Origin of the sequence: Mesobacillus boroniphilus JCM 21738 (genome assembly GCF_000517385.1) — a bacterium.
GTDB classification, from domain to species: domain Bacteria; phylum Bacillota; class Bacilli; order Bacillales; family Cytobacillaceae; genus Mesobacillus; species Mesobacillus boroniphilus.
This window is the reverse complement of the sequence record NZ_BAUW01000071.1, coordinates 1-20216: the sequence shown is the minus strand read 5'-3', so window position 1 is coordinate 20216 and position 20216 is coordinate 1. Positions and strand designations below refer to the sequence as shown.

General features: G+C 41.2%; 18 protein-coding genes and 6 pseudogenes. 11 read left to right on the top strand and 13 right to left on the bottom strand.

All coding sequences use genetic code 11. The features are described from left to right. Window positions 1-165 precede the first annotated feature (165 nt). Window positions 166-1002, top strand: coding sequence for a GDSL-type esterase/lipase family protein (locus tag JCM21738_RS16430; protein ID WP_023614361.1), 837 nt, complete (start codon window positions 166-168; stop codon window positions 1000-1002). Between the two features lie 25 nt (window positions 1003-1027). On the opposite strand, the gene JCM21738_RS24825 is transcribed toward JCM21738_RS16430, so the two are convergent. The 3 genes from JCM21738_RS24825 to JCM21738_RS16420 form a co-directional block, all read right to left on the bottom strand. After that, on the bottom strand, window positions 1028-1177 hold the full coding sequence (locus JCM21738_RS24825) for a hypothetical protein (RefSeq protein WP_023614362.1): 150 nt from the start codon (window positions 1175-1177) through the stop codon (window positions 1028-1030). Window positions 1178-1444: 267 nt separating this feature from the next. Further along, the gene (locus tag JCM21738_RS16425; protein WP_023614363.1) at window positions 1445-1783 is read right to left on the bottom strand and encodes a nuclear transport factor 2 family protein; all 339 of its coding nucleotides are present in this window, start codon (window positions 1781-1783) and stop codon (window positions 1445-1447) included. Between the two features lie 63 nt (window positions 1784-1846). After that, a complete protein-coding gene (locus tag JCM21738_RS16420; RefSeq protein ID WP_023614364.1) occupies window positions 1847-3385 on the bottom strand; it encodes a DHA2 family efflux MFS transporter permease subunit in 1539 nt (512 codons plus the stop codon). A gap of 182 nt (window positions 3386-3567) precedes the next feature. Between JCM21738_RS16420 and JCM21738_RS16415 the strand changes: the two genes are divergently transcribed. Then, window positions 3568-4437, top strand: a complete 870-nt coding sequence (locus tag JCM21738_RS16415) for a TetR/AcrR family transcriptional regulator (RefSeq protein WP_023614365.1) — start codon at window positions 3568-3570, stop codon at window positions 4435-4437. 494 nt (window positions 4438-4931) lie between these two features. On the opposite strand, the gene JCM21738_RS16410 is transcribed toward JCM21738_RS16415, so the two are convergent. After that, on the bottom strand, window positions 4932-5642 hold the full coding sequence (locus tag JCM21738_RS16410; protein ID WP_023614366.1) for a DUF2161 domain-containing phosphodiesterase: 711 nt from the start codon (window positions 5640-5642) through the stop codon (window positions 4932-4934). A gap of 190 nt (window positions 5643-5832) precedes the next feature. On the opposite strand from JCM21738_RS16410, the gene JCM21738_RS16405 reads away from it, so the two are divergent. Continuing rightward, on the top strand, window positions 5833-6072 hold the full coding sequence (locus JCM21738_RS16405; RefSeq protein ID WP_148296135.1) for a hypothetical protein: 240 nt from the start codon (window positions 5833-5835) through the stop codon (window positions 6070-6072). Between the two features lie 32 nt (window positions 6073-6104). Here JCM21738_RS16405 and JCM21738_RS16400 read toward each other — a convergent pair whose 3' ends face one another. From JCM21738_RS16400 to JCM21738_RS16390, 4 genes and pseudogenes are all read right to left on the bottom strand, one after another. Beyond that, entirely contained in the window at window positions 6105-6557 is a 453-nt protein-coding gene (locus JCM21738_RS16400) for an SRPBCC family protein (protein ID WP_023614368.1), read from the bottom strand. A 193-nt stretch (window positions 6558-6750) separates the two neighbouring features. Beyond that, window positions 6751-6996 (bottom strand): annotated as a pseudogene (locus JCM21738_RS16395) (MBL fold metallo-hydrolase); the annotation flags it as partial. Between the two features lie 9 nt (window positions 6997-7005). After that, window positions 7006-7215: pseudogene (locus JCM21738_RS26060) on the bottom strand (alpha/beta hydrolase); the annotation flags it as partial. A gap of 8 nt (window positions 7216-7223) precedes the next feature. Continuing rightward, on the bottom strand, window positions 7224-7970 hold the full coding sequence (locus JCM21738_RS16390) for an alpha/beta hydrolase (RefSeq protein ID WP_243463050.1): 747 nt from the start codon (window positions 7968-7970) through the stop codon (window positions 7224-7226). A 153-nt stretch (window positions 7971-8123) separates the two neighbouring features. On the opposite strand from JCM21738_RS16390, the gene JCM21738_RS16385 reads away from it, so the two are divergent. Both JCM21738_RS16385 and JCM21738_RS16380 read left to right on the top strand, forming a co-directional pair. Then, the gene (locus tag JCM21738_RS16385; RefSeq protein WP_023614371.1) at window positions 8124-8432 is read left to right on the top strand and encodes a hypothetical protein; all 309 of its coding nucleotides are present in this window, start codon (window positions 8124-8126) and stop codon (window positions 8430-8432) included. A 228-nt stretch (window positions 8433-8660) separates the two neighbouring features. Further along, entirely contained in the window at window positions 8661-9251 is a 591-nt protein-coding gene (locus tag JCM21738_RS16380) for a biotin transporter BioY (protein WP_023614372.1), read from the top strand. Between the two features lie 102 nt (window positions 9252-9353). Here JCM21738_RS16380 and JCM21738_RS16375 read toward each other — a convergent pair whose 3' ends face one another. After that, window positions 9354-9668, bottom strand: a complete 315-nt coding sequence (locus JCM21738_RS16375) for a hypothetical protein (RefSeq protein ID WP_023614373.1) — start codon at window positions 9666-9668, stop codon at window positions 9354-9356. Window positions 9669-10318: 650 nt separating this feature from the next. Between JCM21738_RS16375 and JCM21738_RS16370 the strand changes: the two are divergent. After that, window positions 10319-10520, top strand: a pseudogene (locus tag JCM21738_RS16370) (cold-shock protein). A 333-nt stretch (window positions 10521-10853) separates the two neighbouring features. Here the strand turns inward: JCM21738_RS16370 and JCM21738_RS26055 are convergent. The 4 genes and pseudogenes from JCM21738_RS26055 to JCM21738_RS16350 all read right to left on the bottom strand — a co-directional run. After that, a pseudogene (locus JCM21738_RS26055) lies at window positions 10854-11222 on the bottom strand (M28 family peptidase); the annotation flags it as partial. 302 nt (window positions 11223-11524) lie between these two features. Beyond that, window positions 11525-14127, bottom strand: a pseudogene (adhE, locus tag JCM21738_RS16360) (bifunctional acetaldehyde-CoA/alcohol dehydrogenase). Between the two features lie 107 nt (window positions 14128-14234). Then, window positions 14235-14462 (bottom strand): hypothetical protein, encoded by a 228-nt coding sequence (locus tag JCM21738_RS16355; RefSeq protein WP_023614377.1) that lies wholly within the window; start codon window positions 14460-14462, stop codon window positions 14235-14237. Between the two features lie 195 nt (window positions 14463-14657). Continuing rightward, window positions 14658-15551: an oxidoreductase gene (locus tag JCM21738_RS16350; protein WP_023614378.1), complete on the bottom strand. Its 894-nt coding sequence runs from the start codon at window positions 15549-15551 to the stop codon at window positions 14658-14660. A 165-nt stretch (window positions 15552-15716) separates the two neighbouring features. On the opposite strand from JCM21738_RS16350, the gene JCM21738_RS24820 reads away from it, so the two are divergent. The 5 genes and pseudogenes from JCM21738_RS24820 (at window position 15717) to qoxD (ending at window position 20058) form a co-directional block, all read left to right on the top strand. Further along, complete coding sequence (locus JCM21738_RS24820; protein WP_023614379.1) at window positions 15717-15881, top strand: hypothetical protein; 165 nt, start codon at window positions 15717-15719, stop codon at window positions 15879-15881. 287 nt (window positions 15882-16168) lie between these two features. Further along, window positions 16169-17194, top strand: a complete 1026-nt coding sequence (qoxA, locus tag JCM21738_RS16345; RefSeq protein ID WP_023614380.1) for a cytochrome aa3 quinol oxidase subunit II — start codon at window positions 16169-16171, stop codon at window positions 17192-17194. Beyond that, window positions 17184-19162: pseudogene (gene qoxB, locus JCM21738_RS16340) on the top strand (cytochrome aa3 quinol oxidase subunit I). Before qoxA ends, qoxB begins: the two are co-directional and overlap by 11 nt. Continuing rightward, window positions 19152-19757, top strand: coding sequence for a cytochrome aa3 quinol oxidase subunit III (gene qoxC / locus JCM21738_RS16335; protein ID WP_023614382.1), 606 nt, complete (start codon window positions 19152-19154; stop codon window positions 19755-19757). The pseudogene qoxB and the gene qoxC overlap by 11 nt, the downstream one beginning before the upstream one ends. A 1-nt stretch (window position 19758) precedes the next feature. Continuing rightward, entirely contained in the window at window positions 19759-20058 is a 300-nt protein-coding gene (qoxD, locus tag JCM21738_RS16330) for a cytochrome aa3 quinol oxidase subunit IV (RefSeq protein ID WP_023614383.1), read from the top strand. Window positions 20059-20216: the final 158 nt, after the last annotated feature.

Genomic DNA, 20216 nt, shown 5'->3' with positions numbered 1-20216 from the left:
CCTTGAATATATTAATTATATAAATTATAACAAAATATCTTTCCGGAAACCGAAGTTTTTTTCGGTCAAAAAATAGTCTCATTTTTTAAAAAAATGGAAATACCCCCCTGATTATTTCCTTCATAATCCTTGATACAATAAAAGTATATCGAGGAGTGAATCAACATGAAAATCATAAAAATTATACTGCTCTCATCTCTGCTTGCCGTCCTGTCATTTTCAGCATGGATTTACTATCCCCAATACCAAATCAATAAAATCAAGCAGGAAACTGCGCCTTCTGTTGAAAAGACAAATAAGCTCACTTATATAGATTACTACAGAACAATTCCGGACAGTACCATTAACCATCTCGCCCTCGGCGACTCAATCATACGTGGTTACCGTATTCCAGAGGAAGAGAATTTAATCAGTCAATTTTCTGCCCAACTCGGTGTGGAAACTGGCAAACGAGTTCTTTCACAAAACGAAGGAGTGATCGGGATTACCAGTGAGAGGTTGAATCTTCTGATACAGGATGGTGTGTATGACGAAGCGATCAAGGAGGCCGACCTCATAACTGTTAACGTCGGTGGCAATGATATTCTAAAATTAGTCAAACAAAGCGATATCTATAGTGCTCTAAAATCCTTTGAAAGTCTGCAAGGAGGCTTTTCACAAAACCTTGCGGAGATCACATCAAAAATTGGTGAGTTGAATCCTTCGGCGACAATCGTCCTTCTTGAACTTTATAACCCGATGCCAGCCGATCATCAATTTTATTCTCTTGCGGATAAACTTCTTCCAAAGTGGAATTTAATGATTTACGAAGCTGCAAAGGGTACATCTTCTTCGATAGTGGTACAAACTACGAATGTCATCAACAGCGATAATTTGGAATTCCTTGCTAGTGATGGAGTGCACCCGAACCCTTCTGGCAATACAGCCATATCAAGTCAGATGTTTGAGCAATTCCAACAACAGCATAAAGCGGATGCCGTCCTGGCAAACCGCGAAAATTAAGCTGGGCAATAAGCCTGGCTTTTATTTATTTTTGCTGTTCCTCTTGAAAATGCTCATTTAATAAGGGATTTTCAGTTGTGGCAAAATTGACGGATTGAAGACTTGTTTCTTCATCGAGTCCGAATAATTTAGCTACTTCATTCTCATAAGCATGATCTGCCTTATCTTTCTTCATTTCTATACTCCTCCTTTCTATTGGTCAGTCTCAGCCTGGGCCGGGTTTGGTTCAGAATGTACCAACAGCATTGTGTCTTCATACATACCCTACAAGAGTTTAAGGATAGATTCCCCCCTTAAAAACGAAATTATGATGGTATTAATACACCGTTTATGGTCGGCTTTTACAGTTTTATGAAGCATACTACAATACTCCAAAAAGTCCTAAGAATAAAAAAAGCCAGCGCCTTGTAGAGTACAGGGGCTAGCTTACTATTAGGATGGGTTACAAAAACCAAACTTTCACGATTTTTTCGCCTTCAATTTCATATATGGCAACCGCTTTTTTTGGCTCGGAATTTTCCCTGCCTGTAACGAGCTCATGATCAACAACCTTGTTTCCATGAACCATCCTGCCCAAAAGTTCCGCATGGTTATTTGGGTGCTGTTTAAAAAGCTTGCCATACCTGGTACGCATTTCATCTATACCTCTCGTGGTTACCTCGTTGCTTGGAAAATTCATGACTACGACATCTTCACTATACACCGACAAAAACTCCTCTAAATTTTGTGTGTTATAAGCATCGAGTTGTTTTTGCGCGAGCATTTCTGAAATTCTTTCCATAAAACATGCTCCCCTTTGTTTACTTTTTATTATACAAAACCCCCTGGATTCCAGGGGGAAGTATTAGTTATTAACCAATTTATGTGAATGTTGTTTTGCTGAGGCTGTTTTGCCAATTGTGTCTTCTGCCTGTGTTGCTCGTTTGATAAAGAAAGCAAGTACCAACGCGATCGCTGATAAAAATACAGTGACATAAAAAGCGTCATTGATTCCGTGAAGCATCGCTTGCATTGCTATTTGCTGTTCCATTTCAGCTTGAACAGCAGGTGTAACAGCTTTACCAGCAGCAGCAGCCTCTTTGAGCGCTGAGGCAGCTAGTTCTTTGCCATAGGTTTCTGCCCGCATCGACATCACCGTGACAAGCAAAGCTGTTCCGATTGCTCCTGAGACCTGCTGCATCGTATTGTTCATTGCTGTGCCGTGCGGATAATAACGTGCAGGCAATTGGTTTAATCCGTTCGTATTAACAGGCATATTGACCATCGACATACCGAACATGCGCACTGTGTAAAGGATGATCAGTTGAGTATAAGTCGTTTCCATAGAAAGCTTGCTGAAATAGTAGCTCGTCACAAGCGTGATAATCAGGCCGATGACAGCCATAGCGCGGCCGCCAAACTTATCAAATAATTTTCCAGTAATCGGAGACATTATGGCCATGGCAATCGCGCCAGGCAAGAGCATTAAGCCCGCATCTAATGGTGAAATTCCGCGTATTGTCTGCACGTATATTGGCAGCAGAAGCATTCCAGAGAACATCGCCATTGTCACGATCATCGAAATCACTGAAGATAAAGCAAACATTGGATACTTATAAATCCTGAAATTCAACATTGGATTATCCTGGCGTAATTGACGAAGGATAAAGACGATAAGTGAAACTGCCCCTATCGCTAATGTTAGATAAACATGCGGACTGTCCCAGCCCTTCGATCCGGCAGAGCTGAAGCCGTACAGAAGCCCGCCAAATCCAACGCTCGATAGTGATAATGAAATAACGTCCAGACGCATATACACTTTTTCTTTTTTATCTTTTAACAGGAAGAATCCGAGTAACAAGACCGTGGCTGCGATTGGCGTTACAAAATGGAAAAGCATTCTCCAGTCGTAATGCTCAATAAGCCAGCCTGAAAGTGTCGGTCCTATAGCTGGTGCGAACATAAGCACTAATCCGAATACCCCCATTGCGGTACCGCGTTTTTCAATCGGAAAGCTTATAAGCATGACATTCATCAACAGTGGCATCATGATCGCTGTACCGGATGCCTGGATCATCCGCCCTGCTAATAAAAGCGGAAAGACATGTGCTGCTCCGGATAAGATTGTGCCCAATGTGAATAAACCCATTGCCGTCAAAAATAAATTCCGTACCGAATACTTTTGAATCAAATACGCACTAAGAGGAATCATTATACCACTGACAAGCATGAAACCAGTTGTCAGCCACTGTACTGTCGTTGCTTCGACCTTCAAGTCAGTCATTATGGAAGGCAAAGCTATATTAAGCAAAGTATTATTTAAAAATGCGATAAAAGCACCAACAATGAGTACCGCCAGTATTCCATAGGGCGGTTTGTCGGGTGTTTTCATATTAAAATCCATTCTGTTTTTCCCCCTATATTGTTCACAAATTTGTAAACAATGTAATTGCATAAACACTAGCATATAACATCGGTACAATTTTTGCAATGCTTTTAAACTACCTTTATACAGGGGTTTGTAAAGTCTGAAGATTTAATGTAGTATATTTTTATACACGCGGTATAAAAGGTTAAGGTGATGAAATGAACGATAGAAAACGCCATGTTATTGAAAAAGCACATCAGCTATTCGTAGAAAAAGGATTCCAGGCCACCTCTATTCAGGATATCCTCGATTACAGCGGAATATCTAAAGGAACATTCTATAATTATTTTTCTTCCAAAAATCAACTGCTCATGGATATTTTTAGAACAACCTTCAAGAAGATAGAGATTGACCGGAATGGATTGCTGCTTGGCCAGGATCCTGGTGACCCGGAAATCTTTATAAGCCAAATCGAATTACAGATGACCGCAAACCGGGAAAATAAGATCGTTCCGCTTTTTGAAGAAGTGTTTTTTTCAGGTGATAAAGAGCTCAAACAGTTTATCGAAGTAGGGCAAATGAAGATATTGCGCTGGTTTTCTGATCGTCTCGGGGATATAACCAATGATATTTGCCAGCCTTACCTTCTCGATGCGGCCATTATGCTTAATGGCATCCTGCTCCAGAACATCAGGTTCCATCGTAAAGCGAACGGAGAAGCTGCGAGTTTACATCCAGTTGTAAGGTATAGTGTAACTCGGATTTTGAATATGCTTGATGAGCTAGCACTTTCAGGAGAACAGTTGGTTCCGCCGGAAATCATGGATCAATGGCTTCCTGTTTCCAGAACTGAGGAACTTGACTGGAGAATTAACATTCATTCAGTTATCTCTCGAATGAAGAAGCTGGACTGCAATAACACTGATTATCTTAAAAAGCTTGATTTCATCGAGGAAGAAATTCTTCGTTCTTCAAGCCCGAGAAAATTCCTGATTGACAGTGTTCTATTATCATTGGCCACGGTGGATAAAAATGAAGTCGGCGAATTACAGGCACTGATAGACGAGAATTTGCTCGAGAAGGTTTAAAAAGCGGCGAGAAAACAGTTTATTTGTTTTCTCCCCGCTTTTTTTGTAATTTAAGGTGAAGATCTTGTTGGCTAAGCTAGCGGCCAGCCCTTCATTGTGTTTATGTGTAACTGTAATTTGGTTTTCTCTCGCTTTATCGGTAAATTATCATATAAAATAGGCATAATTTGCTTTTTTGATCGTAAATCTCATAGCAGCTAAATTTTGGTTCAATTTTCTTTATTATTATCTAGGATTTTATTACTTAGAGAATTTTATTGGCGGTTTTCACAAGTTTATTGGCGATAATTTAATTTTATTGGCGAAAAACATGTGTTTATTGGCGAAAATTGAACTTTATTGGCGAACTGGAAATTTTGAGTGTTTTTTTCCAGCTAACAAACTAGTGATAACGTCAAAAAACAGCTTTTTATATGAGTTTGATTTTCTGTTTTAATAATGCAGACAGTAATACAAATTCCCCCCGCCACTTAGTGCTTAACCTGCACTTAAAGTCAATTTTCTGTTTTCAGCCCAGCTAAATAATATTCCACGAGCTCAGGATAGTCTTCAAGCTCTTTCTTTCCTTGCTCTGTGATGACATAAATACCTCTCTGTACTCTTTCAAACCAATTGTAATAGTTTTTTTGAAGGATCAACGGTGTCTTTTCCCCTGTTCCGAGAGCAACCAGCGCTTTTGGAGACATTTGTCCAAGTTTTTCGAGATAACAGGCGATTTGGATGCAATTTTCTTTGTAGGCAGTCATGATCTTGGTTTTCCTGCTGCCTCCGATATTGTAGTCAGCGCTTCTTCCTTCTATTTCTTTGATCAACGCTGCTTTCTTCCTCGTATTCTTGCTTGTCATGCGCTTATATGGTTCCGGATGAACCTTGAACTCAACACTTTTGCGGTTACCAGCAAATGATACTATGATCAGACCCAGTTCCAGCCTTTTTATTAACTGGATGATATCATTCCAGCGTTTCCTTGAAATACGCTTAGGTTTCGGTATCGCGATATATACAAGATCAGTCAGCCGCTGCCTTCTGGTTGCCTGAAGCAGTAGGTCGATATTCAGATTCAGTTTTAGTTCGACGATTATAAGAGAATCATCCTTAACAGCTGTTAAATCGCAATCGTGCACCTCACCATTGACACGATATCCCTGTTTTATAAAATGCTTTCGGATCGGCTCGTATAAATCAGCTTCGTATAGTTTCTTCATGTGTCAAACCCTTCTGTCCAACCTGCCGTTTTTCCTACCATTATAGCAAACTTTTAAAGTGATTAAGTCATTTAGACAAGCCTTCTTCATATAATGGTTACGGATTAAGCAGTGGAGGATGAACAGATGAGAGTAGTATTACTGGTGTTATTGACCCTGCTCCTTGTTGATGGTTTACCTGAAGTTTGAAATGGATGAAGCACGAAAGGTTTCCAATGAGGTTGAAAGCGAGTATTTTACAGAAGAGTTCATCATCAACAAGACAGACAAAACTGGATATTATGGAAAGAGCACGGATGGTAAAAGCATTTATTTTAAAAAAGAAAAAGTGGCGGCTAACGTGCAAATTCAAAATGGCGATTCCGTTCGACTTTATTTTGATAAAAGCGGCAGAATTGATGGACCTGTTAAAATCGAGAAAAATGACTAGGGAGCCTGCTGAATGCGGGCTCCCTGGATTTTTTAGCGAATAGCTTTTCTTTCCTCGAGTTTCTGGGCGATCGCTGTCGTAAGCTCTTGGCCGCTTTTCGGGAGTGAGGTCTTCATGACTGCATTCATGACTGGTGCAAGGGCACCATCTGCTGTCATTTCCAGATAACCAGTCATCTTTGTCCGGTTTTGCCCTAACACTTCTGCGTTAAAATAGCCGTTCCCAGTCAGACTTTCATTGATTCCCTTCAAGTCAAACGTCACCCTGGTCGGTTCAATCCACTCTTTTATGGTCACCTGTAAACTGATTTTTTTCTTCAATACACCGACCGTTTCCTTGAATGTCCAATTGGATTGATTTTCGTTCAATTTCTCATGACTGATATATCCAGGCAATAACGGCGCCCAGTTGTCCATGTCTTTTACGAAGTCCCAAACCTGGTCTATCGGAACATCAATTATGATATCGTGTTTTCCTTCTGGCATGATATCTCCTCCTTTGTAGAACATCCTTTAAGAGATATATGTTTTTCGTATCGATTTATACTTTGTCCATCTTAACTGCCAATAAATTGGATAACGGAGAGATTATTAGAGGTATCGTAGAGATTATTTCTAATTTCGTAGAGAATACGCCAACTGGCATTAATCACTTGGAGCATCAATCCAATCAGTATTCATTTCCAAGCGCAGACAGGCCGAATATATGGTCCCAATGCCAGTGTGTCAAAACAACATATGATGGTTCATCAACACCCTTTTCTTTTAACATATCAATGAAAAGATTAGCATGGTTTTCTGAGTTTCCGGCGTCAATCATCAGCGTTCTTTCAGTGCCTACGACCATCCCGAGGATTGGCCTGTCTGTTTCGGAAATAGGCGTCATATACCAAGAATGCTCGCCTATTCTTTCGATTGTTTGCATTTATATCACCTATTTTCCAGTGGCTTTTGCCCAAAATTCCATTAATTTTTCTTGATACTCTTGTTCAGCGATTGTATACGCCTCAGTATGCCCGGCGCCAGGTACAATCCATAGCTCTTTATCACTTTTCGCTATTTCAAAAATGCGTTTGCCCATATCAGTCGGTACTAATGCATCCTTGTCACCGTGAATGATGAGTAATGGCAGTTTATTTTTCGCAACACTGTCTAGTGCCGAGGCTTCGGCGAATGTGTAGCCTGCCTGATATTCGTGATCACAGAGGTAACCTGCATGATCGGGAAGGCTGGAAGGTTATACAGGTATTTCAATTGATGGCTTAGTTCCTCAAGAACTGTCGTATAACCACTGTCAGCAATAATCCCCTTAACCTGTTCCGGAAGTTTTTCTCCGCTTGCCATCAGTACAGTTGCAGCACCCATGGAAAAGCCATGAAGGAAAATATCATCTGCCCCAGCTTCTTCAGCTAAAAAATTGGACCATTGTACATAATCCTTGCGATCATGCCAGCCATACCCTATGTAGTCACCTTCGCTAAGGCCATGACCTCTCGCATCAGGCTTTAGAATATCATACCCTTGTTCATAGTAAAACTTCGTTATTCCTGGCATTTGCTCACTATTTCCTTTATATCCATGAGCTAGAATCACAGCTTTTCCTGAAGGGTTAGCATTTTTTAAGAAACGTGCCTGCAGCTTTAGGCCGTCATCGGATTTTATTTCAACGATTTCAAAGTTTTGCTTTTCTGTCCAGGCTTTAATTTCCTCCAGCTTCTTCTGCTCATCATCTTCACTTAGCAGTTTGGCAGCTGTGACACTTTCCCCGCCGCCATGAAGATCCACAGATTCATGACTTCGATTTATGGCAACATTATAAAAGTAATTACCAGCAGCAATCAAACCGATGAAAATAGCGAGAAGCGTACCGATCGTTATCCATATTATTTTTTTCTTCACAGTCGAATTCCCCTTTTACCCTAGTTTCTATATCTATTTAAAAATAGTTTACCAGATAGGGTGAAAAAAAAGACCATTTAGCAGGATTTTGTAAAAGTTAGATTTGACCGAATCAGGGTATATATAAATAAAACCCATAGGAGGCTGATTGAAATGGAAATTGAGAAAAAGCATGTCCTTAAATCCTATAAAAATGAACAAGAAGCCATCGATTCAATTGAAAAGATAAAGGATGAAAAAGATCATCCTGTCAACAGTTCCATTTCAGGCTATAATGTCGAAAAGAAATCTACTAAAGAATATCCTGCCAACGCCTTCAGTCCAGGCGAGCTTGATATGGGTGAACCTGCATTCAAAGATTACGAGGATGACCCTACAGAAAACCCAGCGGTAGAAACTAATAAAAATAAGGATATAGACAGGCCATTGCCTGAACGGGCAATGCATAATCGCATAAGATAAGACAAGGTGCACGGAATTTCCGTGCACCTTTTATTTTAGAAAACCGTCTATCCTGGTTAATGTAGTCATGTATAACATATGTATCAGGTGCATAGTCGTATGGGTCAAAACGCACCTGTTTAATTTAGTTATTAATTTTATGTTAACCAAATAAATTTAATGTTGACATATAATATTCGAAAAGTTTAATCTATTATTGTACAGAAAATACATAAAGGGGATTTAGTAATGAAATTTAGAACACTAGATTTAACACTCGCAGCGATGTTTGTTGCCCTGATGGCTTTTGGCTCGAACATCACATCTATCGTACCTTTCATGGTTGTCGGCGGCGTGCCGATTACATTGCAAACCTTCTTTGCCATTCTTGCTGGAGCCGTTCTTGGCAGCCGTTTAGGCGCTATTTCAATGGTAGTTTACGCATTGGTAGGACTAGCAGGTGTACCGGTTTTTGCTCAATTCGGCGCAGGTTTTGGAACATTGATCAGTCCGACATTCGGATTTATTCTTTCATTTATATTTACAGCTTATGCTGTTGGTAAAATTGTTGAGAAGAAACGTACGGTTGCGACATTCATCACTGCCTCACTAATTGGACTTGCTATTAATTATATCATCGGAACAAACTGGATGTATTTTGCCTATAAATTCTGGGCAGCAGCTCCAGAGGGCTTTTCGTATCAGATGGCATGGCTATGGATGGTCGTTCCGCTGCCAAAAGACATCATCCTTGCAGTTTTTGCGGGCCTGATGGCAGCAAGACTTGAAAGATCTGTTCTTTCAAGACCAAGCTTCAGCCATTTACGCAAAACGGCTTAATTAAAATTTACTGTTGTTTTAAAAAGTTGCACAAAGAATGACAGCTATTACAGCTGCCATTCTTTGTGTCCAAATAATCTCGGCTCCCAAAGTATCTTGGCTCTAAAAAGGGTGCTTTTCAGGATCCCAACCCTTCCCGAAAGTGAATTCATGATTAAGAATATTAATTTTATAAACGATTGTGGATTGCTTCAATGATTTCGCCTTGGCTGGTGCAGCCTTTTTCAAGCTCGCCTTTTGATCTGCCTCCTTGGCAACAGCATTTGTATCAACCTGTTCCTTCACTTTAATTAAGAACGTGACCTTCTCCTGCTCCCCGAATTGATCATATAACTTCTGATTTACCTTTTGCCTTGAAGTCTGGATCGCATCTTTTACAGAAACACTTACTCCTTTGTTTGCCGCTGCAGTATTCATCTAAGGCTGGAAAAGCATTGGCAACATTAGTGCGGTTGTGAGAGGAACAGATAATAATCTTTTTTTCTTTCGTTTCATCCACTTGCCTCCTAAGTATGTTATTAATAAATCTGTCCTCCTCCCATCGCATATTCTATGTAAAAATAGGTGCTAATTTAAAAATAGATCTCCAAAGCTTGTTTTTGTGTCGAAAGACAGTAATAAAAACTGACTATGCAGTAAATGAATAACAAGTATTTATTGGGAAAATAGGAAAACAAATTCAAAGAAGTGTATCTTTCAGGAATGAACTGAATATGCGCAAACTTAATGCCTGATTTACTAGCAAAAATACAATTGTCCTTTTAGGACGAAAGCAAAAAGGGGTACATTATCCTGCTTTTGTAAAGCTACACACCGGTAATCGATATTGGAATTCTGCTTCGAAAATCATTCCTAGTAAAAGAGCTTTATTAACAAAAAGTTATAACGGGTCTTTTGGAGGATTATATATGGAAAAATAGATTTAAGTTGCTTTTTCTTCCACATCCTGTTATTCTTAAGAAGAATTATTTTTGTTCGGTGTAAAGGATAGAAATTTTTTCGTCTTAATGATCACTTTGGGCAAGGATAGTAACATAATGTGCTAACGCACTGGGAGGTAACAAGTAATGGAACAAGGTACAGTAAAATGGTTTAACGCAGAAAAAGGTTTTGGATTCATCGAGCGCGAAGGTGGAGACGACGTATTCGTACACTTCTCTGCTATCCAATCTGAAGGTTTCAAATCATTAGACGAAGGTCAAAAAAGTTTCTTTCGACGTTGAGCAAGGCGCTCGCGGACCACAAGCTGCTAACGTATCAAAATTATAATATTATTTTTGTTTAAAGAAGAAGGTTCCTATGGGACCTTCTTTTTATTATGTCTGATTAAACCCTGTTTTCGTCCATTACAGCCAGTTACATAGAATCTAAACAGTGCCCTTTTCTGTCTGATCAAAATCCTTCCTTTCCCTTTGAATTTCAATCTAACATCCAAAGTGCTAAGTTTCTTAGGAGGAACACAGTAAATAGAAAGAATGTTTCTATTTGATCCCCATCAAAATCAAGTTTACACCCAACATCTAAATTCCTGGAACTCCTGTGCCTACGACTTACCTCATTACATGGTATCGTGATAAAATAAGCAAATAAAAACCAGATCTTAATTCGGGAAACAATGTTTTCGTTGCCGTCCGGAGTATTGATAACCAAATCACTTGCATCCCGGCTTCCTACCATATCCATATTAAAGTAGCCTACGAAGCGGTCCTTTTCCTCCTCAGAAAGCTGGCTGACATAATAACGTGAACCGATCAATCCAAGTTCCTCGGCTCCAAATGTAATAAAGCGCATTTCCATATTGGTCGGCAAATCCTTCATCACACAGGCAAGTTCAAGGGTCACGGCAGTAACTGATGCATCGTCGTTTGCACCCGGGGCTCCCGGAACTGAATCGTGATTGGCACCCAATGTGACGATTCCGTCTTTTGCTTTATTTTTATTAGTAGGTGCTTTCGTGGCGAATACATTGAATGGCAGAACCTGTTGTGGCGGTTCTGCCGGCTGTTCATAACTAGCCTGCGCTCCTGATGTGCTGACTGCCAGACCTGCTGCTAATGAGAATGATAGATAAGGGTTCTTCTTCATAATTACCTCCCGGATTAGTAAAATTAATTATCCGGGATAAAAATATAATATTCACAAAATACATACCAGTTAATATTTCCTATTTTCACTAGGTAAATAAAGCAATTTTTAAACCTAGAAAGTACATTGATAGGTCGAGTTACTTATAAAAGGGATGGAAACTATAAATTCCATCCCCTTTTTGTCTATTAAACTCCCTTAAACGCCAATCGATAGATTTCAGCCAGTTCTGATACTAATGGAAGTTTAGGGTTGGCTGTTGTGCACTGGTCTTCGAATGCCCGATCGGCAAGCTGATCGACCTTTGCTTCGAATTCGGCTTTATCAACACCGTTTGCTTCGATGCTCATTGGAATATCCATTTCCCTCGCCAATTTAATGATCGCCTGTACAAGACTTTCAACACCTTCTTCAGTTGTACGGCACGGCAAGCCGAGTATGCGCGCAATTTCTGCGTAGCGCTGGTCGGCTACGAAACTTTCATACTTAGGGAATGCCGTGAATTTCTTCGGTTTTGTTGCGTTATAACGTATGACATGCGGCATCAAGATGGTATTCGAGCGGCCGTGAGCGATATGGAATTCCGCACCAAGCTTATGCGCCAGACTATGGTTGATTCCAAGGAAGGCATTTGCAAACGCCATGCCTGCAATCGTGGATGCGTTATGCACCTTCTCGCGCGCAACCTCATCCTGCCCATTTCGATACGCTCTTGGCAGATATTCAAACACAAGCTGGATCGCTTTGATGGCTAGACCATCTGTATAGTCATTGGCCATACAGCTGACATACGCTTCAATCGCATGTGTCAAAACGTCCATCCCGGTGTCAGCAGTAATATGTTTTGGCACCGTCATGACAAACTGCGGATCGACAATCGCCACATCTGGAGTCAACTCATAGTCTGCGAGCGGATATTTGATGTTCGCTTTTTTATCGGTAATGACTGAGAAGGATGTCACTTCTGAACCTGTACCTGAGGTTGTCGGAATCGCAACAAATTGAGCTTTGCGGCCAAGCTCCGGATATTTGACAATACGTTTACGGATATCCAGGAACTTCTGCTTCAAGCCATGGAAGTCTGTATCAGGGTATTCATAGAACAGCCACATGCCTTTTGCTGCGTCCATCGCCGATCCTCCACCGAGGGCAATAATGACATCCGGCTGGAAGCTCGCCATCATTTCTGCGCCTTTCATTACGGTCTCAATTGATGGATCTGGTTCTACATCAGAGAAGATTTCACAGTGAACGTAATCCGGACGCTTTCTTAAATGATAGAGAACTTTGTCAACATATCCTAACTTCACCATACCAGGGTCAGTGACGATGAATGCTTTTGAGATTTTCGGCATTTTCGCAAGATACTGTGTTGAATTCTTTTCAAAGTAAATTTTTGATGGCACCTTAAACCACTGCATATTCACATTCCTTCTCGCGACTTTTTTGACATTGATTAAATTGATCGCACCTACGTTGGTAGACACAGAGTTTCCGCCGTAAGTTCCGCAGCCAAGTGTCAGAGACGGCAGGTAGGCATTATAGATATCACCAATTGCGCCTTGGGAAGAAGGTGCGTTTACGATGACGCGGCCTGCCTTCATTTTTAAGCCGTATGCTTTTATCACTTCATCACTGGTTGAATGGATGACAGCAGAGTGGCCGAGTCCTCCGAATTCAAGCATCTCTTCTGCCCGCTTAAACCCTTCCTCTGTACCATTCACTTTATAGCAAGCTAACACAGGGCTAAGCTTTTCACGGGAAAGCGGATATTGAGCACCCACGCCTTTCAGCTCAGCAACAAGGATTTTAGTCTCCTCAGGTACTGACACACCAGCCATTTCAGCAATTTTATGAGCTGGCATTCCGACTATGTCTGCATTAACAGCGCATGATTGTTCATTGATGACAAGCTTCTCGACCTTAGCCCTTTCTTCTTCGTTTAAAAAGTAGCAGCTATTCGCGATCATTTCTGTTTTCACTTCATGGTAAATTTCCTTATCAATGATGACTGCCTGTTCAGATGCGCAGATCATGCCATTATCAAATGTTTTAGATAAAATCAGGTCATTGACTGCCCGTTTTACATTTGCAGTTCGTTCAATATAGCAAGGTACATTACCAGGACCAACACCTAGTGCCGGTTTTCCTGAACTGTAGGCGGATTTCACCATACCGGCACCGCCAGTAGCCAAAATCATCGAAATTTTTGAGTGGTTCATTAAAGTTTGTGTGGCTTCTAGAGATGGTTTTTCAATCCACTGGATACAATCTTCTGGCGCTCCTGCTTTAACAGCTGCGTCGCGGAGGATTCTCGCCGCCTCACTGCTGCATTTTTGTGCAGATGGATGGAAAGCGAATATGATTGGGTTTCTTGTCTTGATCGAGATTAACGCCTTGAACATGGTTGTCGAGGTTGGATTCGTCACCGGGGTTACGCCAGCAATCACGCCAACTGGCTCAGCGATCGTAATCATGCCTTCATGCTCATTTTCGTCTATAATGCCAGCTGTTTTATCATATTTTATATTGTGGTACACATACTCTGTGGCAAACATATTCTTGATGATTTTATCCTCATAAACACCTCGTTTTGTTTCTTCAACAGCCATCTTTGCAAGTGGCATATGCTGATCTAGTCCTGCCAGCGCCATTTCCTTAACGATTTTATTCACAGTTTCCTGATCAAGCTCCCGCATTTTCGGCAGGCTTTTAAACCTTTATCCAATAGACCATCAACCATTTTCGTAACGGATGATTGCTCTTTTACTACTTTTTCAATTGTCCCCATCTTAAGGACCTCCTTATTTTTTTAGTGTTGACTGCTGTATTTATTTAGTTCATATGTTGTTAGCTTTACTTTGTGAATGTTTTCACATAATTGCTCAAAAAAATAATTTACTCGCAAACTGGATTTCTAGGTATTTTTTCAAAACTGATGTCTGTTACAAACTTTGTACTTCTTTTCACTATAACGACAAAATTTACTGTCCAGATGTATGCTGGTATTTCTGTATCATCTTTGAACATCATCGCCTCGAATTCATCTCCAATGATTTCCTCGAGCATTTCCTGGGTGTATGTTTCAGTATCGGTTGAGAAGGGTTTAAATTCGCAATACATCATTTTGATCACTCCTTTTCCTTTTCTAATTAAAGATTATCACATAATTAGAATAATAGTTTGTGAAATGTTGAACAATATATGAACTATTTTTTACCACTATTTAAAACGTTAGGAACAATGTAATGAAACCGCTTACATATAAAATATTATTTTAATATATTAACTTAAGAAGAAAGAGACTCTAAGAAAGAGTCTCTAAAAATCAAAGTATACCCCCGTTAATTCCTCCGATACGGTCCATAATCTTGTCATTGTTTCTTCATTAAAAACTCCTGGTGCAGGAATCTCAATCGCAGGATATCCTTTTCTGTTCCCTCTCCCATCCGGACCAATGTATTCACCGCCGGTCAAGCTGTCATCCGCTGCAGCGTAGATTGTTGGAAGAGCGCCCATCTCTGCTGGTTGTGAAAAGAATTTCATCAGTCCTTTCATATATTTAGGAGTTTCACCTTTCCCTAAATTGAATAAATTCGTATTGGATATTCCCGGGTGGCAGGCGACGCTGATTGTTTCGATTCCATGCTGTTTTAAACGATTATCAAGTTCCCTTGCAAATAACAGGTTTGCAAGCTTGCTCTGTCCGTAAAACTTCATTGCTTTGTATCCTTTTGAGCCGTCCAGATTATCAAAATTAATCGATGCTCCCCGATGAGCGATACTGCTTAAAGTGACAACCCTGGAACCTGCAGTTTTTTTCAGAAGTGGCAGCAAGAGGCCTGTCAACGCAAAATGGCCGAGGTGATTGCTTCCGAATTGAAGCTCGAATCCATCCTTCGTCTTGCCATATGGAGGAATCATGACTCCTGCGTTATTGATCAATATGTCCAGGGTGCTGTGTTTTTCCATAAAAGCTGATGTGAAATTGCGGACACTTTCGAGATCTGCTAAATCCAGTTTCATCATTTCTATTGATGCTTCACGATTTCCTTGCATAATAGAATCAACAGCTGTCTTGCCCTTCTCCTCATTTCTCACAGCAAGGATGACATGTGCTCCCTTTTCTGAAAGCTTCTTGGCCGCCTCAAAACCAATTCCACTATTGGCTCCGGTGATAATGACTGTCTTGCCTGATAAGTTCTCCTTCAACATAAATACACCCCGATTATTATGTAAAATCTCTTTATGCTATGTATAGTAATCTAATGTTTCTCCTCAATTATCTTTTATCGTAACACAATTGGTCTTATTAACCATTGAAATTATATTGAATATAATCCATACTAAACACATAGGAATTATTGGAGGGGTGTTGAAATGAATCTTTCTGTTGAAAAATGCCCACGATGTAAAGCAGCGCTGGAAGTAAAAGAAAATCCTTCATGCAAGGCGATTGTAATTAAGGCTTGTCCGGCTGGCCACTATGAAAAAGAATTTCATCCAGCATTGGAAACATATATAGAAATAAATAAAGTACCATAATCTTACTAAGCAGGGCCTAATTTGAGGGCCCTGCTTTTTTCGTCAATAGATTGTATTTTTAATTCACTAATATGACAATTTTTGTTTTCATAATTTGTTCACATTTGTCTTCAAAACCGTAACAATTTCCATGTTAGAATGATTACAAATAAAACAGTGTGATATTTATCACACATTTTGCCACAACTTACCGTTCTTTTTCGGGTTGTTCTCGACGACTTTGTGAACAAATGAACATAAGTTTGTGATAAAATGAACAAGGTTTATATTTGAAAGGAGCTGCAGTGATGAAGAAATCAAAACTATTTTTGGTCTCCCTCACCTCAATCATGGCTGTGCTGTTGCTTAGCGGCTGTGAAAACAATATGGTGGTATTCAATCCAGAGGGGCCAATTGCAAGACAAATTCTTGAGTTAATCAACTTTTCGATTGCTCTAATGTTACTTGTTACAGTGGTTGTTTTCGGGCTATTCGGATTCATCGTCTGGAAGTACCGTGAACGCAAAGACAATTTAGATTACCAACCGCCTGAAGAACATGGCAGCACTGTACTGGAAATCATTTGGACAGTGATTCCGATTTTAATAATCGTTGCTTTGACGATACCTACTGTTAAAACGATTTACGCTATAGATGAAATCCCGAAAGGTTATGAAAATAAAGAACCTCTTGTCATTAATGTTACATCTGCTGACTGGAAATGGATTTTCAGCTATCCGGACCAAGGAATCGAAACCGTCAACTATGTGAATATTCCTGAAGACCGTCCGATTGACTTCAGGCTGACTTCAGCTGGTACGATGCAAAGCTTCTGGATCCCTGCTTTGGCGGGCCAAAAGTACACGATGGCGAAAGCTGAAACCCAGCTTTACCTAGTTGCAGATAATCCTGGATCCTATGTAGGCAAGAACACGAACTTTAACGGCCAGGGTTATGCGGGCATGGAGTTTGAAGTGCTTTCCCAGACACAAAAAGATTTTGATCAATGGATCAAAGATGTAAAGGAAACTGCTCCAAAAATGACTTTGGAGGAATATGAGAAGATGCTTGAGCCTTCCCACCTTGGACGCAAGACATTCTCAAACACACACCTTGAATGGGTTGACCACTCTGATCCACATTCAAAGAACTACACAAATCCAGAAATGTACGATAGAGGACATGGCTGGCCAGGAAAGATCTTTGAGGACAAGGACAATTACAAAAATAAAGACGGCCACAATGAAAATACAAATCATGAAAGCAATGAAAATATGAACCATAAAGAATCTGAAACTGAAGATTCACACGGGGGTGACCACAGTGGGCATTAAATGGGATGAATTTTTCGTAACCGGTGATCCATTAATTTTCGCATCACAAATCGGGATTGCCCTGACATTAGTTGGTGCATTAGCCGGTCTTACCTATTTTAAAAAATGGAATTACCTTTGGTCGGAGTGGTTTACAACTGTTGACCACAAGAAAATCGGGATTATGTATATCCTGCTTGGCGTCGTGATGTTTCTCCGAGGCGGTATTGATGGCTTGATGATGAAAGGCCAGACTGCTGTTCCGGAAAATGACTTCCTGAATGCGCAGCACTATAATGAGGTATTTACGACACACGGTGTCATCATGATTTTGTTTGTGGCGATGCCGCTTCTCATCGGTCTCATGAACTTTGTGATTCCGCTGCAAATCGGCGCACGTGATATTGCTTTTCCACAGCTGAACGCCCTAAGCTTCTGGCTGACTGTGAGCGGTGCTGCGCTATTCAATATCTCATTCATCATCGGTGGTTCACCTGATGCAGGCTGGACATCCTACTTCCCTCTTGCCGGTAAAGAATTCAGTCCGGGGATCGGGAATAACTTTTACGCAGTGGCCCTGCAAATAGCAGGTGCAGGTACTTTGATGACGGGTATTAACTTTGTTGTCACAGTGTTAAAAATGAGAACAAAAGGCATGACCTTGATGAAGATGCCGATGTTCACATGGACATCCTTCATCACTTCAATCATCATCGTAGCCAGCTTCCCTATTTTTACAGTCGCATTGGCATTGATGACATTCGACCGTACGTTCGGTACACACTTCTTCACCATCTCCGGCGGCGGTATGGATATGCTCTGGGCGAACCTGTTCTGGTTATGGGGACACCCTGAAGTTTATATCGTAGTTCTTCCAGCATTCGGAATGCTGTCAGATATTATCTCGACTTTTGCCCGTAAAACCCTTTACGGTTATAAATCCATGGTCATCTCGATTGTGATGATTTCAGTATTGAGTATGCTCGTTTGGGTTCACCACTTTTTCACAATGGGCAACAGCGCAGGCGTGAACTCTTTCTTCTCGATCACTACGATGGCAATTGCATCCCGACCGGGGTTAAGGTATTCAACTGGCTGTTCACAATGAGAAAAGGCCGGATCAAGTTTACGACGGCAATGCTCTGGGCACTGGCGTTCTTTCCTAACTTTGTTATCGGCGGTGTTACTGGAGTCATGCTGGCGATGGCCGCAGCTGACTATCAGTATCACAACACATTATTCCTGGTGGCACACTTCCACTATGTATTGATTCCGGGTGTTGTGTTCCCGATCTTTGCCGGTCTTTACTTCTGGTGGCCAAAAATGTTTGGCTATATGCTGAATGAGAAAATCGGCAAATGGCACTTCTGGCTGTTCGTGGTTGGGTTCAACGTAACGTTCATGCCAATGTTCTTCCTTGGACTTGACGGTGCGGTCCGCCGCGCGTACACATACTCAGCTGAAACTGGATTTGGTCCATTGATGATGATTTCCGCTGTTGGTTCAGTGATTCTCGCAGCAGGCTTCGCGGCATTGGTGTACAACATTTACTGGAGCGCTCGCCATGCCGACCGCAATATCGGAAATGATCCATGGAATGCAAGAACACTTGAGTGGGCAACAGCAACACCAGTACAGCATTATAACTTTGCTTCCCTCCCTGAGGTTACAAAGCTTGATGCATTCTGGCATATGAAAAAGAACAACGAACTTCAGCCGCTTGCCGAAGATGAGATTGAAGAAATCCATCTGCCAAGCAACACATGGATTCCGATTTATATGGGTGTTATTTTTGGAATTTCCGGGTTCCTGCTCGTATTTGAATGGACGATCGCAGCCGGAGTTGCCGCACTAGGAATTCTCGCTGGCCTTGCCTTCCGTTCATTTGACTATGATGAAGGCTTCCATGTCCACAAGGATGAAATCTTTGAAACAGAAAGCAAATGGAGAAAAGGCGCGAACAAAGGAGTGAAGAACCATGTCAGCTAAAGTTAATGCCGCTTTGCCACTTGAATACCAGACAGAACAAAACAGGATGAATATCCTCGGCTTCTGGGTCTTCCTCGGAGCTGAAATCGTGCTCTTCGCTACCCTTTTTGGAGTGTATGGAGTGCTTGGTGAGCGTTATGCCGGCGGTCCGACACAGAAGGATATCTTTATTGTCAAAGATGTCATGATCCAGACCTTCCTGCTTTTGACAAGCAGTTTTACAATGGGAATCTCAATTTTTGAAATGCGCCGCAGCAATATAAAAGGCATGCTGATGTGGCTGGTTTTCACACTGCTGCTTGGCGGCGGGTTCCTTTTCATGGAGATTCGCGAGTTTATCCACTATGTCCATGAAGGTGCTACGATGCAGACAAGCGCGTTCCTTTCCAGCTTCTTCGTTTTGCTAGGAACTCATGGTTTGCACGTCACCATCGGTATTGGCTGGGCGATCCTGTTGATCATCCAGATATTGCAGCGAGGATTGACACCTGTCACAGCACGTAAGGCATTCATCTTCGGACTATACTGGCACTTCCTTGATGTCGTTTGGATTTTCATCTTCACATTCGTTTATTTACAAGGGTTGGTGATGTAATATGGATAAGCATTCAAAAGGCTTCCCATTAAGCCATGTCATCGGATTCTTCATGTCACTCGTCCTGACATTCGGCGCAGCATGGATTGCCCTTCAGAGCTCACTTTCGATGAAGGCAGTCATGTGGATCATCGGCACACTGGCAGTTGCCCAGGCCGGGATCCAGCTATACATGTTCATGCACGTAAATGAAGGCGAGGATAAAGTGGCTAATAATATCAATATGATTTATTCAGCTTTTATCGCAGTCGTCATTGTCGCAGGATCCATCTGGGTCATGACTTCAGGACACTCGCATTAATATAAGCAGAAACCAGGCATCCTTATAGGGGGTGACCTGGTTTTTTTATGGACTCTTTTTGGGTTGATGCTAATTCGGACAAATTGCGCTTGTGCGCTTGGGATTTTGTCCGAACCTACCCGCCTTCGGACAAATTTCGCTGGAGAGGCCGGGTTTTT

Bases quoted from the DNA above. Each gene is read 5' to 3' on its own strand.
- JCM21738_RS16430 (WP_023614361.1), top strand. From the start codon at position 166: ATGAAAATCATAAAAATTATACTGCTCTCATCTCTGCTTGCCGTCCTG.
- JCM21738_RS24825 (WP_023614362.1), bottom strand. From the start codon at position 1,177: ATGAAGAAAGATAAGGCAGATCATGCTTATGAGAATGAAGTAGCTAAA.
- JCM21738_RS16425 (WP_023614363.1), bottom strand. From the start codon at position 1,783: ATGGAAAGAATTTCAGAAATGCTCGCGCAAAAACAACTCGATGCTTAT.
- JCM21738_RS16420 (WP_023614364.1), bottom strand. From the start codon at position 3,385: ATGGATTTTAATATGAAAACACCCGACAAACCGCCCTATGGAATACTG.
- JCM21738_RS16415 (WP_023614365.1), top strand. From the start codon at position 3,568: ATGAACGATAGAAAACGCCATGTTATTGAAAAAGCACATCAGCTATTC.
- JCM21738_RS16410 (WP_023614366.1), bottom strand. From the start codon at position 5,642: ATGAAGAAACTATACGAAGCTGATTTATACGAGCCGATCCGAAAGCAT.
- JCM21738_RS16405 (WP_148296135.1), top strand. From the start codon at position 5,833: ATGGATGAAGCACGAAAGGTTTCCAATGAGGTTGAAAGCGAGTATTTT.
- JCM21738_RS16400 (WP_023614368.1), bottom strand. From the start codon at position 6,557: ATGCCAGAAGGAAAACACGATATCATAATTGATGTTCCGATAGACCAG.
- JCM21738_RS16385 (WP_023614371.1), top strand. From the start codon at position 8,124: ATGGAAATTGAGAAAAAGCATGTCCTTAAATCCTATAAAAATGAACAA.
- JCM21738_RS16380 (WP_023614372.1), top strand. From the start codon at position 8,661: ATGAAATTTAGAACACTAGATTTAACACTCGCAGCGATGTTTGTTGCC.
- JCM21738_RS16375 (WP_023614373.1), bottom strand. From the start codon at position 9,668: ATGAATACTGCAGCGGCAAACAAAGGAGTAAGTGTTTCTGTAAAAGAT.
- JCM21738_RS16355 (WP_023614377.1), bottom strand. From the start codon at position 14,462: ATGATGTATTGCGAATTTAAACCCTTCTCAACCGATACTGAAACATAC.
- JCM21738_RS16350 (WP_023614378.1), bottom strand. From the start codon at position 15,551: ATGTTGAAGGAGAACTTATCAGGCAAGACAGTCATTATCACCGGAGCC.
- JCM21738_RS24820 (WP_023614379.1), top strand. From the start codon at position 15,717: ATGAATCTTTCTGTTGAAAAATGCCCACGATGTAAAGCAGCGCTGGAA.
- qoxA (WP_023614380.1), top strand. From the start codon at position 16,169: ATGAAGAAATCAAAACTATTTTTGGTCTCCCTCACCTCAATCATGGCT.
- qoxC (WP_023614382.1), top strand. From the start codon at position 19,152: ATGTCAGCTAAAGTTAATGCCGCTTTGCCACTTGAATACCAGACAGAA.
- qoxD (WP_023614383.1), top strand. From the start codon at position 19,759: ATGGATAAGCATTCAAAAGGCTTCCCATTAAGCCATGTCATCGGATTC.